19 protein-coding genes, 6 tRNA genes and 2 pseudogenes are annotated in these 17180 nt (G+C 32.5%); 9 read left to right on the top strand and 18 right to left on the bottom strand.

What is annotated here, in order from left to right; translation table 11 throughout:
* Window positions 1–128 precede the first annotated feature (128 nt).
* Genes AB8U03_RS15295 through AB8U03_RS15285 form a run of 3 tightly spaced genes read left to right on the top strand, consistent with a single transcriptional unit; the run spans window position 129 to window position 2152 of the window.
* Window positions 129–1052, top strand: a complete 924-nt coding sequence (locus AB8U03_RS15295; RefSeq protein ID WP_369705423.1) for a helix-turn-helix transcriptional regulator — start codon at window positions 129–131, stop codon at window positions 1050–1052.
* Between the two features lie 10 nt (window positions 1053–1062).
* The gene (locus tag AB8U03_RS15290; RefSeq protein ID WP_369705422.1) at window positions 1063–1635 is read left to right on the top strand and encodes a DNA polymerase Y family protein; all 573 of its coding nucleotides are present in this window, start codon (window positions 1063–1065) and stop codon (window positions 1633–1635) included.
* A gap of 4 nt (window positions 1636–1639) precedes the next feature.
* On the top strand, window positions 1640–2152 hold the full coding sequence (locus AB8U03_RS15285) for a DNA polymerase Y family protein (RefSeq protein WP_369705421.1): 513 nt from the start codon (window positions 1640–1642) through the stop codon (window positions 2150–2152).
* Between the two features lie 108 nt (window positions 2153–2260).
* On the opposite strand, the gene AB8U03_RS15280 is transcribed toward AB8U03_RS15285, so the two are convergent.
* The 6 genes from AB8U03_RS15280 to AB8U03_RS15255 form a co-directional block, all read right to left on the bottom strand.
* Window positions 2261–2557, bottom strand: coding sequence for an SDR family oxidoreductase (locus tag AB8U03_RS15280; protein ID WP_369705420.1), 297 nt, complete (start codon window positions 2555–2557; stop codon window positions 2261–2263).
* A gap of 105 nt (window positions 2558–2662) precedes the next feature.
* Complete coding sequence (locus tag AB8U03_RS15275; RefSeq protein WP_369705419.1) at window positions 2663–3070, bottom strand: YybH family protein; 408 nt, start codon at window positions 3068–3070, stop codon at window positions 2663–2665.
* 439 nt (window positions 3071–3509) lie between these two features.
* A tRNA-Val gene (locus AB8U03_RS15270) sits at window positions 3510–3586 on the bottom strand.
* A 46-nt stretch (window positions 3587–3632) separates the two neighbouring features.
* Window positions 3633–3726, bottom strand: a tRNA-Ser gene (locus AB8U03_RS15265).
* Window positions 3727–3746: 20 nt separating this feature from the next.
* Entirely contained in the window at window positions 3747–4184 is a 438-nt protein-coding gene (locus AB8U03_RS15260; RefSeq protein WP_369705418.1) for a nucleoside deaminase, read from the bottom strand.
* 196 nt (window positions 4185–4380) lie between these two features.
* Window positions 4381–4457: transfer RNA gene (locus AB8U03_RS15255), tRNA-Arg, on the bottom strand.
* A 174-nt stretch (window positions 4458–4631) separates the two neighbouring features.
* Here AB8U03_RS15255 and AB8U03_RS15250 point away from each other — a divergent pair.
* The gene (locus tag AB8U03_RS15250; protein WP_369705417.1) at window positions 4632–4937 is read left to right on the top strand and encodes a phasin family protein; all 306 of its coding nucleotides are present in this window, start codon (window positions 4632–4634) and stop codon (window positions 4935–4937) included.
* Window positions 4938–4968: 31 nt separating this feature from the next.
* Window positions 4969–6570, top strand: a complete 1602-nt coding sequence (locus tag AB8U03_RS15245) for an ABC1 kinase family protein (protein ID WP_369705416.1) — start codon at window positions 4969–4971, stop codon at window positions 6568–6570.
* An 8-nt stretch (window positions 6571–6578) separates the two neighbouring features.
* Here AB8U03_RS15245 and AB8U03_RS15240 read toward each other — a convergent pair whose 3' ends face one another.
* Entirely contained in the window at window positions 6579–7163 is a 585-nt protein-coding gene (locus AB8U03_RS15240) for a TetR/AcrR family transcriptional regulator (RefSeq protein ID WP_369705415.1), read from the bottom strand.
* Window positions 7164–7473: 310 nt separating this feature from the next.
* Here AB8U03_RS15240 and AB8U03_RS15235 point away from each other — a divergent pair, with 310 nt between their 5' ends.
* Both AB8U03_RS15235 and AB8U03_RS15230 read left to right on the top strand, forming a co-directional pair.
* Complete coding sequence (locus AB8U03_RS15235) at window positions 7474–8367, top strand: phosphatidylserine decarboxylase (protein ID WP_369705414.1); 894 nt, start codon at window positions 7474–7476, stop codon at window positions 8365–8367.
* Between the two features lie 463 nt (window positions 8368–8830).
* Complete coding sequence (locus tag AB8U03_RS15230; protein WP_369705413.1) at window positions 8831–9082, top strand: hypothetical protein; 252 nt, start codon at window positions 8831–8833, stop codon at window positions 9080–9082.
* 545 nt (window positions 9083–9627) lie between these two features.
* Here the strand turns inward: AB8U03_RS15230 and AB8U03_RS15225 are convergent.
* On the bottom strand, window positions 9628–9822 hold the full coding sequence (locus tag AB8U03_RS15225; RefSeq protein ID WP_369705412.1) for an alpha/beta-type small acid-soluble spore protein: 195 nt from the start codon (window positions 9820–9822) through the stop codon (window positions 9628–9630).
* 272 nt (window positions 9823–10094) lie between these two features.
* Between AB8U03_RS15225 and AB8U03_RS15220 the strand changes: the two genes are divergently transcribed.
* Window positions 10095–10265 carry a hypothetical protein gene (locus AB8U03_RS15220; protein ID WP_369705411.1) on the top strand — a complete coding sequence of 57 codons (171 nt, stop codon included), beginning with the start codon at window positions 10095–10097 and terminating at the stop codon, window positions 10263–10265.
* A 289-nt stretch (window positions 10266–10554) separates the two neighbouring features.
* Here AB8U03_RS15220 and AB8U03_RS15215 read toward each other — a convergent pair.
* From AB8U03_RS15215 to AB8U03_RS15190, 6 genes and pseudogenes are all read right to left on the bottom strand, one after another.
* Window positions 10555–10631 (bottom strand) — tRNA-Arg (locus AB8U03_RS15215).
* Between the two features lie 155 nt (window positions 10632–10786).
* Window positions 10787–11209 carry a GNAT family N-acetyltransferase gene (locus tag AB8U03_RS15210; RefSeq protein ID WP_369705410.1) on the bottom strand — a complete coding sequence of 141 codons (423 nt, stop codon included), beginning with the start codon at window positions 11207–11209 and terminating at the stop codon, window positions 10787–10789.
* Window positions 11210–11319: 110 nt separating this feature from the next.
* Window positions 11320–11595, bottom strand: a pseudogene (locus AB8U03_RS15205) (alpha/beta fold hydrolase); the annotation flags it as partial.
* Window positions 11596–11888: 293 nt separating this feature from the next.
* Entirely contained in the window at window positions 11889–12443 is a 555-nt protein-coding gene (locus AB8U03_RS15200; RefSeq protein WP_369705409.1) for a hypothetical protein, read from the bottom strand.
* Window positions 12444–12899: 456 nt separating this feature from the next.
* Window positions 12900–13112, bottom strand: a pseudogene (locus AB8U03_RS15195) (spore photoproduct lyase family protein); the annotation flags it as partial.
* A 75-nt stretch (window positions 13113–13187) separates the two neighbouring features.
* Window positions 13188–13376, bottom strand: coding sequence for a hypothetical protein (locus AB8U03_RS15190; protein WP_369705408.1), 189 nt, complete (start codon window positions 13374–13376; stop codon window positions 13188–13190).
* A gap of 505 nt (window positions 13377–13881) precedes the next feature.
* Here AB8U03_RS15190 and AB8U03_RS15185 point away from each other — a divergent pair.
* Window positions 13882–14082 carry a hypothetical protein gene (locus AB8U03_RS15185; protein WP_369705407.1) on the top strand — a complete coding sequence of 67 codons (201 nt, stop codon included), beginning with the start codon at window positions 13882–13884 and terminating at the stop codon, window positions 14080–14082.
* Between the two features lie 116 nt (window positions 14083–14198).
* On the opposite strand, the gene AB8U03_RS15180 is transcribed toward AB8U03_RS15185, so the two are convergent.
* The 4 genes from AB8U03_RS15180 to ord form a co-directional block, all read right to left on the bottom strand.
* Window positions 14199–14289: transfer RNA gene (locus AB8U03_RS15180), tRNA-Ser, on the bottom strand.
* Between the two features lie 27 nt (window positions 14290–14316).
* A tRNA-Ser gene (locus AB8U03_RS15175) sits at window positions 14317–14407 on the bottom strand.
* A gap of 245 nt (window positions 14408–14652) precedes the next feature.
* The gene (locus AB8U03_RS15170; protein ID WP_369705406.1) at window positions 14653–16050 is read right to left on the bottom strand and encodes an APC family permease; all 1398 of its coding nucleotides are present in this window, start codon (window positions 16048–16050) and stop codon (window positions 14653–14655) included.
* A gap of 51 nt (window positions 16051–16101) precedes the next feature.
* On the bottom strand, window positions 16102–17160 hold the full coding sequence (gene ord / locus AB8U03_RS15165; RefSeq protein ID WP_369705405.1) for a 2,4-diaminopentanoate dehydrogenase: 1059 nt from the start codon (window positions 17158–17160) through the stop codon (window positions 16102–16104).
* Window positions 17161–17180: the final 20 nt, after the last annotated feature.

Here is a 17180-nt window from a genome sequence, read left to right as displayed (position 1 = left end):
TGACAGCTGTACGGCATGTTATATTATCTTTTCCTAGATTTTCTACGATTTATTTCATAAAGTTCTGATAACCAGACATACTGTTGTCATATTTACGTGCTATACTATATTTTAATGAGGTGGTTTTCATGCGAATCAGCAGGCTATTCGAGATTGTTTATATACTACTGGACAAAAAAATAGCAACCGCTCGTGAGTTGGCGGATCATTTTGAAGTTTCAGTCAGAACAATCTATCGTGATATTGATGTTCTAAGCAATGCTGGCGTTCCGGTTTATGCCAACCAAGGCAAGGGTGGCGGTATCACTCTGCTTGACGATTTCGTATTAAATAAATCTGTTCTCTCCGAACAGGAACAGAACGACATATTAGTCGCATTGCAGAACCTTTCAGCGACGCGCTATCCCAACATAGACTTTGTGCTGTCACGGTTAAGTAGCCTTTTCAAAAAGAAAGACAGTAACTGGATCGAGATTGATTTCTCCCCTTGGGGGAGTGACGAGAAGCACAAAGAGAAATTCAACCTGCTCAAAATGGCCCTCGTTAATAATCACATCATCACATTCGATTATTTCAATACATCCGGCATCAAAAGCTCCCGGCGGGCAGAACCGGCAAAGCTGATTTTTAAAGACCGAGCGTGGTATCTGATCGCGTTTTGTTACGAAAGGAAAGCATATAGGACATTCAGAATCACCCGCATGTCCAATGTTCAAGTTACCGACGATATTTTTGATAAAAGGTCGCCTGAGGAACTTTCATCTGACACAGATAAAGAGCCATTCCACGACTCAATTAACCTACAATTAAAAGTATCCTCCACAGGGGCATACAGAGTTTATGATGACTTCTATGAAGAAGACGTTAGAAGAAATGATGACGGTTCTTTTACAATTACCACTTCCCTTCCGGGCGGCGACTGGATTTATAACTATCTGCTTTCTTTTGGGCCAATCCTTGAGGGAATAAAGCCGCAGAGTCTTTGTAATGAACTCAAGGACAAGATGCAAATGATGATGCAAAATTTGAGCCGAGAAATGGACAGCCAATAGGGAGGCAGACATGTCAGATCGAATCATACTTCATGCCGATTTAAACGCTTTTTACGCCAGTGTGGAATGTTTACTGCGTCCCGAACTCAAAGAGGTGCCGATGGCTGTCGTGGCGGGCCTTGAGGAAAACCGGCATGGCGTCATACTTGCCAAAAATGAAGCCACAAAAAAATATGGGGTGAAAACCGCCGAGCTTATCTCGCAGGCAAAAAGAAAATGTCCCGGCCTTCAAACGGTTTTGCCGCATCATGATCTATATTGGGAGTATTCCAGACAAGTAAAGGCAGTATATGTACGTTTTACGAATCAGGTTGAAAGTTTCAGCATCGACGAATGCTGGATGGATGTGACAGATATCCCTTCAATCCAGGGAAATGAAGAAAGATTCGCGGATGCGCTGAGAGATGCTGTCCGATTTGAAACCGGGCTTACAATATCGGTAGGCGTATCGTGGAATAAAGTTTTCGCAAAGCTCGGTTCCGACTTGAAAAAGCCGGATGCGACAACGATGATAACCCGAGATAATTTCAAAGGCAAGGTATGGCCGCTTCCGGCCTCAGACCTTCTTCTTGTGGGCCAGTAATACATTGAACCAGAATGGCGTACATACAATCGGCGATATAGCGGCTGCCGATCCGGAATTCCTGCAGCGCGTTTTAGGCAATCTCGGGATGAAACTGTGGACATACGCAAACGGGCTGGATACCTCACCGGTTGCCCTGGTGACCGATAAAGAAGAGTACAGAACACTGGGACGCAGCATTACGACCCCCATAGATGTTGCAAGCGAAGAGGAAGCAAAAGAATATATTTTTCTTCTTTCAGAAGATGTCGCTCAGGGCCTTCAGGATAACAATCTCAAGTGCAGAACCGTGCAGATAACTCTGAAGGACACCGAATTTCATACGATCAATCGTCAGGGGAAATTGAATATGCCCACAAATAAAACGGCTGTAATAACTGAAAAAGCCATGGAGCTGCTGCATCATAATTACAGCTTTCGAATCCCGCTGCGCCTCATTGGCGTGACGGCCGGCGACTTACTTGATTTATCTGAATTGGAAGCAGCAAAATATATTCTGAGTGAACTGGATGCCTAAATGTTATTTTATATGTACCCTGCAAGTAACACAAACCAACAAGCGATATATGAAAACGGGAATCAATAAATTGTCATCATTGCTTCCCGTTTTTGCTGAATTTATTTTTTACATTAAGGTGCGTACCACGCCGCCGGTAATATAGGAGGCCCTGTCGGATACAAGGAATGCGATCAGCTCCGCGACTTCCTCGGGCCGGGCTGGACGTCCCAAGGGAACACCGCCTATAGAATCCATCAATGCTTGCCGAGCATCATCCAATGAAATGCTTGAATCTTTCAACATATTTTCAATGATCTGCTCGGATGAACTGGTCTGTGTATAGCCTGGGACAACACAATTTATACGGATTCCGTCCGGTGCATACTGCGTCGCCAGCCCTTTGCTGTAGTTCGTAAGTGCCACCCGTTACTAACACTCGTTTGCTCGAAAGTTCTTTCACACTCCCAGTCTTAAAGTTCTGCATTTCAGTCGATTATCCCCCTACCTGCCTTTATGAGAATTTGACTGTCAATCGGTGACGACCTTGCCATCCCATTCTGCAACCGGTACAGAGGTATGCTCGTGGATGACTTTCCATTCACCGTCCTGTTTTTCAAAACAATCCGTTTGACGAACAAGCATAGGGGGATTGACCGTACCGTCCTTCGTAGCCGTATTCCACCGCTGAACCATGCAGACGACGCCCATGTCGCCATTGATATAGGTTTCCGTTTCTAGAATTTCAATTTTGCATGTTTTCAACTGGCCAAAAGCATCATCAAAGGCCTTTTTAGCGGGTTTGACGCCTTTTGAGGCGAAAGGCGCAATATCGAACCACATGGCGTTGTCTGCCCAATGTTTCGTGCTTTGCGCACCTGTCATTGACTTTGACATTTCCTCAACAATTGAGAGTATTGCCTTCTTATCGTTTTCCATATTCATTGTTTTCTCCTTTTTGGAGGATAACCTCCTTTTTTGCTTATTATATCACTCAAAACTGGACTACAGTATGTCACGTTATATGCTAATTATTTTTACAGCTACACTCATATTATATGGGTTTGAGGCTCCAGCCAATCTTAATGGCTATATCTGGTTGACTGCAGCGGCGAGTTGCGACGAACATGGCGTATTCATAACTTTAAGGAGATTTTTCCCTTTTATGCATGATTGAATTTTTTCACGTTTCCCTTGAACCTTTTCACGAAAAGTAGGGAATCACCGCAGAGAGGTGTGCATCTTTTCACGATACGGGTTCAAAAAAGAAAAAAGCCGCCCATCAAGGTGGCCGGTTTTTTTATGTAAAATGCGGAAAAGCCCAATATTACTGGACTTTTTCGTGCGTCAACATTGTATCAATATTGACGTGATAATATGGTGGAAACAGGGGGGCTCGAACCCTCGACCTTACGGATGTGAACCGTACGCTCTAACCAGCTGAGCTATGCCTCCAAAATGTATTAGCTTGCCCGTTTTGAGACAGCCTAAATTTTGCATGTGGCGGAGACGGTGGGATTCGAACCCACGGAGCAGCTCAACACCGCTCAAACGATTTCGAGTCGTTCTCGTTATGACCTCTTCGATACGTCTCCATATAAAATTTCAGAAATTCTTATCTTTTCTTTTTAAAAAACTCATCCAATATATTGCCACATTCTTCATTATAATCCCATTGAATATTAGTCCAATGGTTTAAATATTTATTTTGCAATACATTCACTACAGAACCGCAGGCTCCTGCATTTGGATCAAATGTTCCTATATACAATTTACTAATTCTACACTGCAATATAGCTCCTGCGCACATGGGACACGGTTCTAAAGTAACGTACATGCTGCAGTCTTTTAATCTCCAATTTTCAAGTACTTTTGAAGCACTTTTTATAGCAATAATTTCTGCATGAGCAGTTGAATCTTTCAATGTTTCTTTTAAGTTACATGCTTTTGATATAAGCCTCTGATTTTTTGTTATAACAGCTCCTACTGGAACTTCACCTAACTCTAATGCTATTCTAGCTTGTTTTATGGCTTCAAGCATGAAATCCATCATATAGATACCTCAAAAACTAAATATTTCAAGTTATTTTCTACTCAAACTTAAACTAAAATATTTTATTATTTCAAACAAACATATAAATCAATATTGATAAATAAAATATAAATATAGAATAAGGATATACTATTTAAAACAGATAATAATTTTCATAAAACAAATGCCCTGTAAATACCGTATTCACAAGACTTTATGGTGCGCCCGAGAGGAGTCGAACCTCCGGCACGCGGTTTAGGAAACCGCTGCTCTATCCTACTGAGCTACGAGCGCATATATAATTACTACCCTCATATTCTATTATAATTTATGAAAATTGTCAATTTTTTTCGCAAATTTTATCAGAAAGCTTTTGTTTTAATGACATCTAAAATCCTATTGATTTTCAATCATGTGGATTATAAGATGATTTATTTATAAAGTTAAATTTATGGAGGAGGAACAAATATGATTAATGAATTAAAAAATTTATTTTTGGCAGGCATAGGTTCAGCTGCATATACTTATGAAAAATCAGTAAAATTAATTGAGGAAATGGTCCAAAAGGGAAAAATAACAGTAGATGAGGGGAAACAGTTATCCGAAGAATTAAAAAAAACAGTCATAGCTAAAAAAGAAGAGATAAAACCCATAAGCAAAACCGATCTGCTATCCATATTGGATAGTATGAATCTTGCTTCTAAAGAAGATATATCATCAATAAATGAGAGATTAACCAAACTTGAAAATAAGATAAGTGATGGAGATGACTAAAGCTTTAAGCTTTAGTCGTTAAATATATACCATGCAAAACCGATACTCAAAAAGATTTAAAGAAATAATGAAGGTACTAGCTAAATATGGTTTTAAATTTTTAGTATATACTAAAAATCATAATAAAGAAAAATCTCCTGAAAATCTTAGAAGGGCTTTTGAAGAACTTGGACCTACTTTTATAAAGATAGGTCAAATATTAAGTTCAAGACCAGATATACTACCTTCACAATACATTGAAGAACTCTCAAAGCTCCAAGATGATGTACTTCCAGAAAAGCATGAAAATATAAACAAAGTATTTTTTGATGAATTCAGAAAAAATATAGAGGATTGTTTTTTGAGTTTTGAAAAGATCCCCTTAGCCTCAGGCTCCATTGCACAAGTACACAATGCAACCTTAAAAGATGGGAAAAATGTCATTGTAAAAATACAAAGACCTGATATAAAAGAAAAGATGGAAACAGATATATACATATTGTATAGAATTATAAAACTTACTAAAATCAAATTTAAAGAAGCATTAATTGACCCTGAGGAAGCTTTAGACGAATTACTTTTTTCAACTAAACAGGAACTAGATTTTAATTTAGAAGCCAAGAATATGTTAAAATTTAAAAAACTAAATAAAAACGTAAGTTTCTGTTACGTCCCCTATGTAGTAAATGAATTATCTGGAACTAAAGTATTAACTATGGAAAAAATTCATGGATTTAAAATAAATAATATGGAAAAATTAGAAGAAGGAAACTATGATTTACAGGATATAGGTGAGAAACTAGCTTTATCTTTTTTTAAACAGGTATTTACTGACGGTTTTTTTCATGCCGATCCCCATCCTGGAAATTTAATGATATGCAATAAAAAGATATGTTTTTTAGATTTTGGGATAGTAGGTACTATTTCACCTAGACTTAAACTGCTTTTAAATGAAGCTATTATGTCCATAGTATCTAAAGATACGGATAAACTTGTATCTGTAATTATATCAATAGGTATAAAAAAAGGCCTTATAAATAGAAATAACTTATATGAAGATGTGGAGCTATTTTTAGTAAACTATTTGTCTACTTCCCTTAAAAATATAAAGATCTCAGTATTGCTGACAGAAATCTTTAAATGTGCGAAAAATAACAATATTACTTTACCTAAAAATTTAATATTGCTGGTAAAGAGTTTAATTATAGTGGAAGGTTTAGTAACAGAAATATCACCTGAAATTGATATCCTAGATATAGCAGTACCCTTCGTCAAAAGCAGCAATAAATTCTATTATTTTGATCATATGGACTTAGAGAATGTATTCATTAATTCTTATAATTTTACAAAAAATCTTTCAAAACTTCCAATAAAAACAGTAGAACTAATAGACTGCATATTAAGTGGAAGAGCTAAGATTCAATTAAAATTTAATAAAATTGATGATTCCATAAATCAGCTAAATAAAATGGTAAACAGGCTGTCAATTTCTTTAATAACATGTTCTATAATTATAAGTTCTTCTTTAATTTTAAATTTTAATATAGGACCTAAATTCTATAATGTACCTTTAATAGGTATTATAAATTTTATATTTTTTATATTCATCGGTATTATACTAATAATCTCTATAATTAGATCCGGTAGACTTTAAAATGGAGATTAAATCTTATTCTCCTTCTCTACCTTTATTCCATTTAAAATATAACTCATAAGGTTTTCTATCATATCATCTAAATCTTTTTTATCTTCATTCATTAACTCGTAAACAGCAACAGAACAGACGGTTCCAAATAAGGTATAAGCTAAAAAGGATAAATTACATTTTTTTATACTGCCATCGTCCATAGCTTCTTTTAAATAATCCTGTATATAAATTATGTATGATCTTATACATTTCCTTAATTCTAATTGTCTTATTTCCTGGCCCCAAAGTTGACTCATTATTACCTTAATAAAATCTCTGCTTTCATAAACCAATCCCCATTGAACTTTACATAGAATTTTTATTTTATCTAAAGAATTATTTACATTTTTAGAGTCACTTTCTATTTTTTCCTTCAGTACATTCATTCCTTCTTGTACTATATATTTAAATATTTCTTCTTTACTTTTAAAATGATAGTATAATGTTCCTTTTGCCACACCAGCATCAGCTGCTATAGCATCCATTGTTGCACCACTATACCCATTTTTAGAAAAAACTTTTATAGCAGATTCAAAAATTGTTCTTTTTGTATTATTCATAAATACCACTCCAGATTTCTATTACATAATTATTGACTGGTCAGTATAATTATATTCATTTTCATTATACTATGTTATTGAAATAACTCAATAGTTTTTTAGCAATTTGCTCCACAAACAATATTTAAAAATCAAAAGAGCGTAAAACTATTTCTATCTAATTATTATAGTGCTAAAATAAGTAATAAACAAATTTAAAAGTCAGTTATTTGTGATAAAATGTTGATCAATCATAGTATTTTTCAAAATTATTACTAAGATACTTACTATAAACTAAATTACCTAAATTATTAATTAAAGGACAGGAAAAATGATTAAATATTTTAATAGAAAATCAAAAAAATATGAGATAGAAAAAGTAGCAGGAGATACCTATTTGAAATGGATATATTCTTCTCCTCTTGGAATGAAATTTTTGGAGGCTATAGTGAAAAAAAAAATATTTTCTAAACTATATGGCTTATTTTGCAACACTAAATATAGTAAAAGAAAAATTCATCCTTTTATAAAAGATTTTAATATAAGCATGGATGAATGTGCCATAAACTATAATGATTTCAAATGTTTTAATGATTTTTTTTCAAGATCTCTTAAACAAAACGCCAGACCTTTTAGTATGAATAAAAAAATTTTAATATCCCCTGTTGATGGAAGATTGTCGGCATATGAACATATAAACTTAAATAAGATCATTCAAATTAAAGGATTTACATATAGCCTATCCGATTTGATAAATAATAATAAAGCCTCTGAAAAATTCAATAATGGTACTTGTTTAATATTCAGACTTTGTCCAACAGATTATCATAGATTTCATTTTATAGACTGGGGTACATGTGAATCTTGTAATAAAATTAAAGGGTATTATTATTCTGTAAATCCAATAGCTTTAAAAAATATTTCCAATGTTTTTTGTAAAAATAAAAGAGAATGGACTATTTTTCATTCCAATAATTTTGGAGATATATTTTATATAGAAATAGGTGCTACTTGTGTAGGTTCCATAATACAAACTTATTGTCCCGGAAAAAATATTTCTAAGGGAGATGAAAAAGGTTACTTTAAATTCGGTGGATCAACTGTAGTTTTATTTTTTGAAGAAAATAGAGCTATAATTGATAAGGATATACTTGAGCAAACAAAAAATGGTTATGAAACAAAGGTACTAATGGGAGAAAAAATCGGGATTAAGTGTGAAAATTAAATCTTTTATTCACATTCCATTTATATAGTTATGATAACTTCCGTATTATGTTTTGTTTTAGCTTCTACAAATCTCAATCCCTTGTACTCTTTGGGAATCTTTCCTACAGTTTTAAGCGTAGTTTTTATAAATTTAATAACTCTTGTGCTTTATTGAAACTAACATAATAAATCATGATTATGTTAGTTTAGTTAGCCTTTAGACTGATTTTATATGATATTTATTCTATATAATGCTCAAACTTGTTTTGAAGTATTTTAATACTATTATAACCATTAATTTAATAATGATATATCTTATAAATACTGTTAGACTATAAACAAGCCTAAATTCCCCAAAAAATAATTAAGGAGCTGATAAGCATAAGTTATTAATTGTAATTTCTAAACTCACTTTAATGTCGTCTCAAATAAAAAGTGAACTAAAAAAGTATACAATATAACAAAATTTAGGAGGAGTTAAAATGTTAAAAATAAGACATAAATTACTTTCATCTTTAATAATTTCGGCACCATTATTACTAAACGCAGGAGTAGTTACAACAGTTCATGCAAGTTCTGTAAATAATGAATCGTGTACAACCTACAAAACATCTTGTAAATCAGTAAAATCAAATAATTGTGTAACTATTAACGGTGCGAAATATGATTGTTCAAAACTTATTCAATCTATTTGTACAGGCATCAATGGATCAGTATATAATTGTACAAAATAACATAGTTCAGACTTACAGACAAAAATTAAGATAGTAATAAAAATAAGAACCTTAAATAATGAAATGCACCTCCAAATGTTAGATTTATTTGTCTAATATTTGGGGTTCAGTTCAGAATAACAGGTTCTTATTTTTTATAATATAATTTTAGGGGACAACAATTTATATAATTATACTTTGGTGGTTACATTTCAGTTTAATGTGCCATGTAACCGCAGACACAAATTCGGTAATTATCGCTATTTTTTGAGGAAATATATGTAAATAAACTATTTTCATTTTCGCTAAGGTTATTTCCTTAGGACATTTATAATTATATAAGGTTTTTGTTACAGCTTAATGTCATATTAATAAACTATTTGTTAACAACATGAGAATAAACAATATTAAATCAGTGCCTATAACTTTTGTTCCCACAATATATGTAGATTCCTCCGTGATATCACTAGTATGTTGAACATCCGTATTTAATAATAAACCTCACATCTTTGTAAATTAAGAAACCCTGCACTCTATTATTAAGAGCACAGGGTTTTGCTATATATTTATTTTAAATTTTGTTCATATGCTTCAATCATTTTTTTGACCATATTCCCGCCTATAGATCCAGCTTCTCTGGAAGTTAAATCCCCATTGTAACCATTTTTTAAATTAACTCCAACTTCTCTAGCTGATTCCATTTTGAATTGATTTAGAGCTTCTTTAGCCTGTGGGACTACTGGTTTATTACTGTATGCCATAATTAATTCCTCCTTTTTATCTATATTAATATGCTATATTTAAAGTTTGTACATTATTATAAAAATTAATCTAGGTAATTGGATGAAATTTTAGAAATATTTATAAAAATATTTCTAATAAATGGTCATTATATAATTGAGTAAAATACTTAACTTAAGTAAATAATATAAATAAATTACTAATACTCTTTGTATTTAATGAAATATTCAATTTCTAAGGGTTGTTACTTTATATATATTTATGATTTATTGATTTTACAGGAGGAATTTGTATGGATAATAATAAAAATAGAATGAAAGATAGGCCTAAGTCTAATGCTGAAAAAAGGAAAATGTATTCTCAATCAGGCGCCGAAATAGGTATTGAACATGGTGAAAAAATAGGTTCTCACTCAAATGGGAAAAAATACACAAAGAGATCAAAATTATCTCATAACAAATAATGAATCCTAGAGCAGTTTCCCACTCTAGGATTTAAGATTATTGAGCGGTTTAAACCAGTCCATATTACACAACCCTCCCTGTACTAAAGCCAATAAAATTTGTACATTTTGAAACATGCGTCTTAACAATCACTCTACTATGACAGCCTAACGGCTAAAAAAACAAAATGCTAAGTACCTTATCGTAGATTTTATTCTTTAAGACACACTAATGATCTATTTAAAAACGTGTTAAATTAAAAATATAAGCGAATCTCCAATACTGGAAACCCGCTTATATCAATAAGTCTGGTGCGTCAGAGAGGGTTCGAACCCCCGGCACGCTGGTTCGTAGCCAACTGCTCTATCCAACTGAGCTACTGACGCATATTAACATAATTATTTTAACATAAATAAAATCTAAAATCAATTTTGCCAGAAAAAAGTTTTTATACCCATTTTAAATTTTATCACCAGAAAACCTATATCAAAACATATTAAAATTTTATCCTACTATTATGATCATCTATGATCATCCGAATTTATTCAATAAAACCCCTTGCGTGCATTTTTTCTGCATCATAAAATAATGCCATCCCAGTTTTCATCCTTTTAAAGTTCAACTTTTCATAAAAAGCTTCCTTACCAGGTGAAGCATATAATATAAAATTACATTTAGGTATGCATTTTAAAATATTACTAATAATTGTTCTACCTATGTTTTTACCTTGATATTCAGGTAATACTGCTATATCATAAATTGCAGCTTGGCGAACTCCATCTGAGATTGCACGTCCAAATCCAATTAGTTTATCACCATCAAAAGCAAACACAACAGTATGGCTATTTTTAAAAATTTTCTCATGCACTTTTCCATCAAAATAAGTCATTTTAACTTCTTTCAATATTTCAGATACAGAATTCCAATTAATATTGAAACAGTTATATTGAAGTTTAAGGTTCATCTTTTCTCCTCCTAGATATATTAAATATAAATTTAATTCCATAGAATAAATATAAATGATTACGTCGCGTAAAGTGCAAGTGAAACCTGTAATCCCAATTAGAAGAATCAATCTGAAAATGGCTTACTTATATACTGGAAGAAAAACATATCTCCAAATCCTCTCAGCATCTTAGGATGCTCATTATGCATTCCCTGAATAATTTCATTTACGGTTTCTTTTGTTAACCCATATAGAAAATATGAACGTTGGATAAGACTAGATGCTGCTGCAAAAAGAGCAAGTTTAGATACTCCATATTCATTATGTCTTGCCATATACCTAATAGCAATTGCTCCTCTTGTGGAGTGTCCAGCTAATGTGAAATTTTTTAATTTAAGTGCTTCAGCTGATTCTACCTTAGCATAATATTCCATACAAATACTCCTTTTAACAAAATTTCTTCATTATAAGTTTATTCTCATAAAAACAAATACATGTATGAAATGTTGACTTACATCACCCACATATTCATGCTTATGCTGCTAAAATCACAAATATTTCTTTACACATAGGAAGACAAAACACTTCTTTTGTCACTAGTAGCTCCTTAACCAATAAAAAATCTATTGCGCCGGAGACCCCTCACCATCATTCTTACAATTAAAAAAGAGATACAATTAAAAGTATCTCTCCTAGTTTAAATTATTAATTCCTTGAAGAAAGGTAATGTTTCAATCCATTTGCAAAATTCTCGCCATTCCGGTAACCTGTGATTCTTTCTCTGACTATATACACCTTTTAAACATCTATAATTAGTAGTCAACCTTGCAGTAAGTTCAAATCCTGCCGGATTAGAATACAAGAGCTTTAAATAATCTTCTTTACTTTGAGTTTTATTATATGCATCCTTTAGTTCCTCCATAATATCAATAATTCTTTTATCTACATATTTATTATACTGCTTAAATAAATCAAACTTTGCTATTCTATGCATTGTACTCTGACTGCTTACAAAAGTAATAAATCTATATCTTTCTAACTCAACCCATGCTTTATTACTAAAGGTTAAATCAAAAGCAACTCGTATTCCAGATAAAAATTGATCATGAGCTTCACCTTTAGGCGATTTAGCTAAACTTTTAACTGTATCTGTAATATCTGAATTGCATTTATTAGTATCTACTGCCATAGGATATTTACTTGCCCTTATACTTTCTTCCAAATCATATACCTTTAAATTTTCTATTTTCATTATTATGCCTCCCATACTTTTTTAATTCATATCTTTACACATTAAGCTTATCATCTTTTTTATAATTCATAGTCAATTTCAGATATTTATCTGTTCAAAATTCCTAACCTTATATATCATTTGTATTAAATTTCCAGTATAATAATTTAAATTAAACATATTCTATTATCATAAGACTATCAATATATTAAAGTTATTAAATATTTAATCTTGTATAAACTAAGAATTGCCCTTCAATATGTTGATACTTAATTTATACTGGGGATGATGAATCCCCAGTGTTTAAATCTTATATCAGAAATAACATATAATTTACTTTTTCTAATTAATCATTGTACCAGATACCAATAAGGTTTCAAACCTGCGAGCCTTTATAAATAATTAAAATTCATTTATATTATACTACAAAGCAAAAAACGCTGCACCAAATTAATACAACAACTATTTGGCGCAGAAATCTGATCTATTTAACATCTCGTCTATATTTACATAAACTTTTATATAAGGCTTTTTACCCATCTGAGTATTAAAATAACAATATTCACTCATCCCCATGCAACAACTTACCAATAGTAATTGACAATCAGCTGATAGTCTATACGATTGATTTTCACAAGATTTTCTAACTCCTACTAATAATGTACTTTTTCCCTCAGAATACATTCTGTCCATTCATTTCGTTCGAAATTAAAAAAGAGCCTTGTTATTTTAAAGGCTCTATGTAATGCTCTTAATAAAACTTTATTAATTTATTCCTTTATCATAAATAATTAATGCTGTATACTCATTCTGTGTTTGTGCATATTTTATATCAATTATCATTTTATCTTTTAAATCAACTTCAAGAGCATCTTTAATTTTATCCTCTAGACTTTTTAATGTTTTTCCACATAATCCCTTAATTTTAATAGCACCACTTCTATATGTTATCATATACATACCATCCCCTTTTGCCTAATATTTCTGCAAAATGAGCCAATATCCTTTAATTTTCGTTCGCCATTATTCTACTTATTTTACTCAGAACCATACTTATATATAGGATTTTTACATCTGGCATATAGTATAAAATTCTCTTTACAACTCTTTTATTATTTCCATGTTTGTTTTTTCATATTTTTTGCGCTCTTCTTGTTTCATGTCTCTCATCTACTTTTTATTTACCCATTTTTCCTTTAACCATTTTACTATATTCATTTAACTGGGAATAAACCCACATTATTTAATTATCGCAAATAAATAAAATAAGCGCCCTAAATGACAGGCACTTATTTTTACAATATATTTTTAAGGATAACATTATTTTTATTTTCGCTAAGGTATTTCCTTAGGACACTTATAATTATATAAGTTATTTGTTACGTCTTAATGTTATATTTATAAACTATTTGTAAACAATATATTTTATTTACACAAGATAAAGTAGCAATTTGTACAATTGCTGATAGGAAGTAAAATTATAAATAATAATTTAGGATATTCTTATTGGCAGATTACTGACTGTAATGACTATAGAAATAAATGTAATACAGCTTTATTGGGTCATATAGATATAGACACCACGAGAAAAACTTATATTCATGTATCTGAGGAAAAGAAAAAAGAAGCAACCATTTTACTGGATAACTTCCTTGATTAACTACATTTATTTTACTACAGTTGTACTACATTTTAATGACTTCCAATGAAACTCAAATTTCTTAAAACCCTTATTTTAAGCCATCTTTGAAGCTTAATGCATCTTAATAAAACCTATGGCGGAGAAAGAGGGATTTGAACCCTCGCGCCGATCACTCGACCTACGCCCTTAGCAGGGGCGCCTCTTCAGCCACTTGAGTATTTCTCCATGTCCTACCTTTAATATTTTTATATGTGGCGGAAAGAAAGGGATTCGAACCCTTGGTACGGTCACCCGTACGCCGGTTTTCAAGACCGGTGCCTTAAACCAACTCGACCATCTTTCCGCATAAAGTCATTTTAAATAACTTTTTACCTTCGTATGCCTAGCGATTACTCATATACTATATCATGATATATATTTACTGTCAACCCAAAGTTTAAAAAATTGTGACTAAATTGTAATAATGTCACTTTAAAATTAACTTGATAAAATATTACTATTGGGTAGACTATAAAATGGGTTGATAAAGTTAAGTACATAAAGGGGAAGGTACTGGATTATAGCACCTTTCCCTAATCTATTAATATCTCAAATGCTCTTATCTTTTAAAGGAGATTCATTTAATGTACTGTGTTTTGCCCCATATAGGAAATAAATTAAAACACCAACTATTGTCCATATTAAGAATCTAATCCAAGTAACAGCTGGTAAGCTTATCATAAGATATAAGCAGAAAAATATAGTCAATACTGGTGTAAATGGAACTCCCGGACATTTAAACTTTCTCTCAATGTCCGGCATAGTTTTTCTTAAAACAATAACTCCTATAGACACAGCTAAAAAAGCAGATAAAGTTCCTATATTACACAATTCAATGAGTACTGAAAGCGGTAAAAATCCTCCTATAATGGCCGTTGCAGCTCCCGTTATTATAGTGCAACGGCCTGGCGTATTATGAATCTTGGATATAGTAGCAAAAGATTTAGGCAGCAGTCCATCTCTAGACATACTCATAAATATTCTAACTTGCCCATATACGGTTACTAAAAGGGTTGAAATCATTCCTATAATGGCTCCTACACCAACTAATGCAGAACCCCAATTTATTCCAATATGTGCTAGGGAAGCTGGCAGCGCATTATTCACATCTATTAATTTATAAGGTACTATTCCTGTAAGAACTAATGAAACACCTATATACAATATAACAATTACAATCATGCAAATGCCCAATCCCAATGGAATATCTCTTTTAGGGTTAGCTGTCTCTTCTGCTGCAGTAGAAACTGCATCAAATCCGATGAATGCGAAAAATATAATTGACGCTGCTGACATTACTCCCTTAAATCCAAAAGGAGCAAAAGGATGATAATTAGCAATATTTATGTGACCTGCCCCAACTACTATAAATACAACTATTACAGCTATTTTTATAGCAACTATGATATTATTCACTTTTGCGCTTTCCGAAACCCCAATATATAAAATCCACGTTATAAGTGCAACAATTAAAACAGCAGGCAAATCCACTATTCCACCAGCTAGTGGAGATTTTGTAAGCATTTCAGGTAGATGTATATTATATGTAGCTAAAACTCCTACAAAGGTGGAAGACCACCCTGTAGCAATAGTAGCTGCAACTACAAGATACTCAAGTATTAAATTCCAAGCTAAAATCCATGCTATAATTTCACCAAAAGCTATATAACAATAAGAATAAGTACTACCGGCAATTGGAAACATAGTAGCAAGTTCTGCATAAGTAAGAGCACATAATATGGCTGTTATTGCTGCTATTATATAAGATGCTGTAATCGCTGGACCCGCCATATGGGCGCCTTGTCCGGTTGCAACAAATATACCAGTACCTACTACTGATCCAATTCCCATAGCTGCTATATCAAAAGAAGTCAATCCTTTTTTAAGATCGGTTTTGGAAACTGTATCTTTAAAACCATCCACACTTTTTTTTCTAAATAAATTCATACTAAACATCAATCCCCTTAACTTTAATATAGGAAAATTACGTATTTAAAATCAGTTACTTATGTCTTTTACTAAATTCCTGACATCTCCAATTATTGCCCTTGGCACTGGTAAATCCAACATGGTTTTTAATCCCGGAGTAGAATTCATTATAAGTGGAATCATGTTAACACATATGGCAATTGTCGCAATCCCTCCTGGAATTTCTGGTTTTATCCTAAGATTAATATCTGGATATCCCTTTATATTTATATAATCTCCAGTTTCTACATTTTCTAATTCTGGCCTTATCTGCTGTGGATGCTCCATTCTAATAAATTCCCTATCTCCTAAATCTGCAAAACCCAATTGTCTGCATCCAGCTACATCTCCCGGATTTACTGAAACGGTATCCGTGGAACGTTTTACCTTTGTGACAATAGGCCACTTTTCCTGTCTTACATCACTAAATTTAACATTAAATGCTTCTTCAAACATTCCAAATGACTGTAAAAATCCAACATGTCCTGCTACTTTATTATTTTTAACCCCCTCTCTAAATTCTTCTGGCCTTAATCCTATTCCCTGTTCTTCCATAACTGACTTGCCAAAGCAAGCTAAATCATTAACTCTTGTTACATTTAAACTGTCCACTTTGTCACAAACCCCAGTTAGTGCAATAACAATTAAATCCATTATAAAACCTGGATTTACACCTGTGCCCAATATTGAAACTCTATTTTCTTTTGCTATCCTATCCATTTCTTCCGATAGCTCTGGATTTAAAGCTTTTGGATAAGACATCTCCTCAGCAGTTGTTATCACATTCATCCCTGCTTCTGCAGCTCTTTTTATAAATGGAAACACAATCTTTGTAAAAGAAGCTGTAGCAATCATGCATATATCAGCAAATTGCGGCTTTATAACTTCATCTGCATCTTTTACAACTATACAATTATTATCTTCATTAGCATCTGTATCTAAAACTTCGTAAAGCTTTTTCCCTATTTTACCAGGATCCATATCAATAGCACCTACAATTGTAAACCCTTTTTTACTGAGTATCATTTTGGCAATTCCGCTTCCCATAGAACCCAATCCCCAAATTATAACTCTTATCTTTCTTTTCATAATAATACCTCCAGACATAT

Origin of the sequence: Clostridium moutaii, from assembly GCF_041205085.1 — a bacterium.
Classification (GTDB): Bacteria; Bacillota; Clostridia; order Clostridiales; family Clostridiaceae; genus Clostridium_B; species Clostridium_B moutaii.
Note: the sequence above shows the minus strand (reverse complement) of the source record. Positions and strands in the feature narration are given on the sequence as shown.

What these genes read in the sequence shown, in the direction of transcription:
- AB8U03_RS15295 (WP_369705423.1), top strand. Translation starts at nt 129, where the DNA reads ATGCGAATCAGCAGGCTATTCGAGATTGTTTATATACTACTGGACAAA.
- AB8U03_RS15290 (WP_369705422.1), top strand. Translation starts at nt 1,063, where the DNA reads ATGTCAGATCGAATCATACTTCATGCCGATTTAAACGCTTTTTACGCC.
- AB8U03_RS15275 (WP_369705419.1), bottom strand. Translation starts at nt 3,070, where the DNA reads ATGGAAAACGATAAGAAGGCAATACTCTCAATTGTTGAGGAAATGTCA.
- AB8U03_RS15260 (WP_369705418.1), bottom strand. Translation starts at nt 4,184, where the DNA reads ATGATGGATTTCATGCTTGAAGCCATAAAACAAGCTAGAATAGCATTA.
- AB8U03_RS15250 (WP_369705417.1), top strand. Translation starts at nt 4,632, where the DNA reads ATGATTAATGAATTAAAAAATTTATTTTTGGCAGGCATAGGTTCAGCT.
- AB8U03_RS15245 (WP_369705416.1), top strand. Translation starts at nt 4,969, where the DNA reads ATGCAAAACCGATACTCAAAAAGATTTAAAGAAATAATGAAGGTACTA.
- AB8U03_RS15240 (WP_369705415.1), bottom strand. Translation starts at nt 7,163, where the DNA reads ATGAATAATACAAAAAGAACAATTTTTGAATCTGCTATAAAAGTTTTT.
- AB8U03_RS15235 (WP_369705414.1), top strand. Translation starts at nt 7,474, where the DNA reads ATGATTAAATATTTTAATAGAAAATCAAAAAAATATGAGATAGAAAAA.
- AB8U03_RS15230 (WP_369705413.1), top strand. Translation starts at nt 8,831, where the DNA reads ATGTTAAAAATAAGACATAAATTACTTTCATCTTTAATAATTTCGGCA.
- AB8U03_RS15225 (WP_369705412.1), bottom strand. Translation starts at nt 9,822, where the DNA reads ATGGCATACAGTAATAAACCAGTAGTCCCACAGGCTAAAGAAGCTCTA.
- AB8U03_RS15220 (WP_369705411.1), top strand. Translation starts at nt 10,095, where the DNA reads ATGGATAATAATAAAAATAGAATGAAAGATAGGCCTAAGTCTAATGCT.
- AB8U03_RS15210 (WP_369705410.1), bottom strand. Translation starts at nt 11,209, where the DNA reads ATGAACCTTAAACTTCAATATAACTGTTTCAATATTAATTGGAATTCT.
- AB8U03_RS15200 (WP_369705409.1), bottom strand. Translation starts at nt 12,443, where the DNA reads ATGAAAATAGAAAATTTAAAGGTATATGATTTGGAAGAAAGTATAAGG.
- AB8U03_RS15190 (WP_369705408.1), bottom strand. Translation starts at nt 13,376, where the DNA reads ATGATAACATATAGAAGTGGTGCTATTAAAATTAAGGGATTATGTGGA.
- AB8U03_RS15170 (WP_369705406.1), bottom strand. Translation starts at nt 16,050, where the DNA reads ATGAATTTATTTAGAAAAAAAAGTGTGGATGGTTTTAAAGATACAGTT.
- ord (WP_369705405.1), bottom strand. Translation starts at nt 17,160, where the DNA reads ATGAAAAGAAAGATAAGAGTTATAATTTGGGGATTGGGTTCTATGGGA.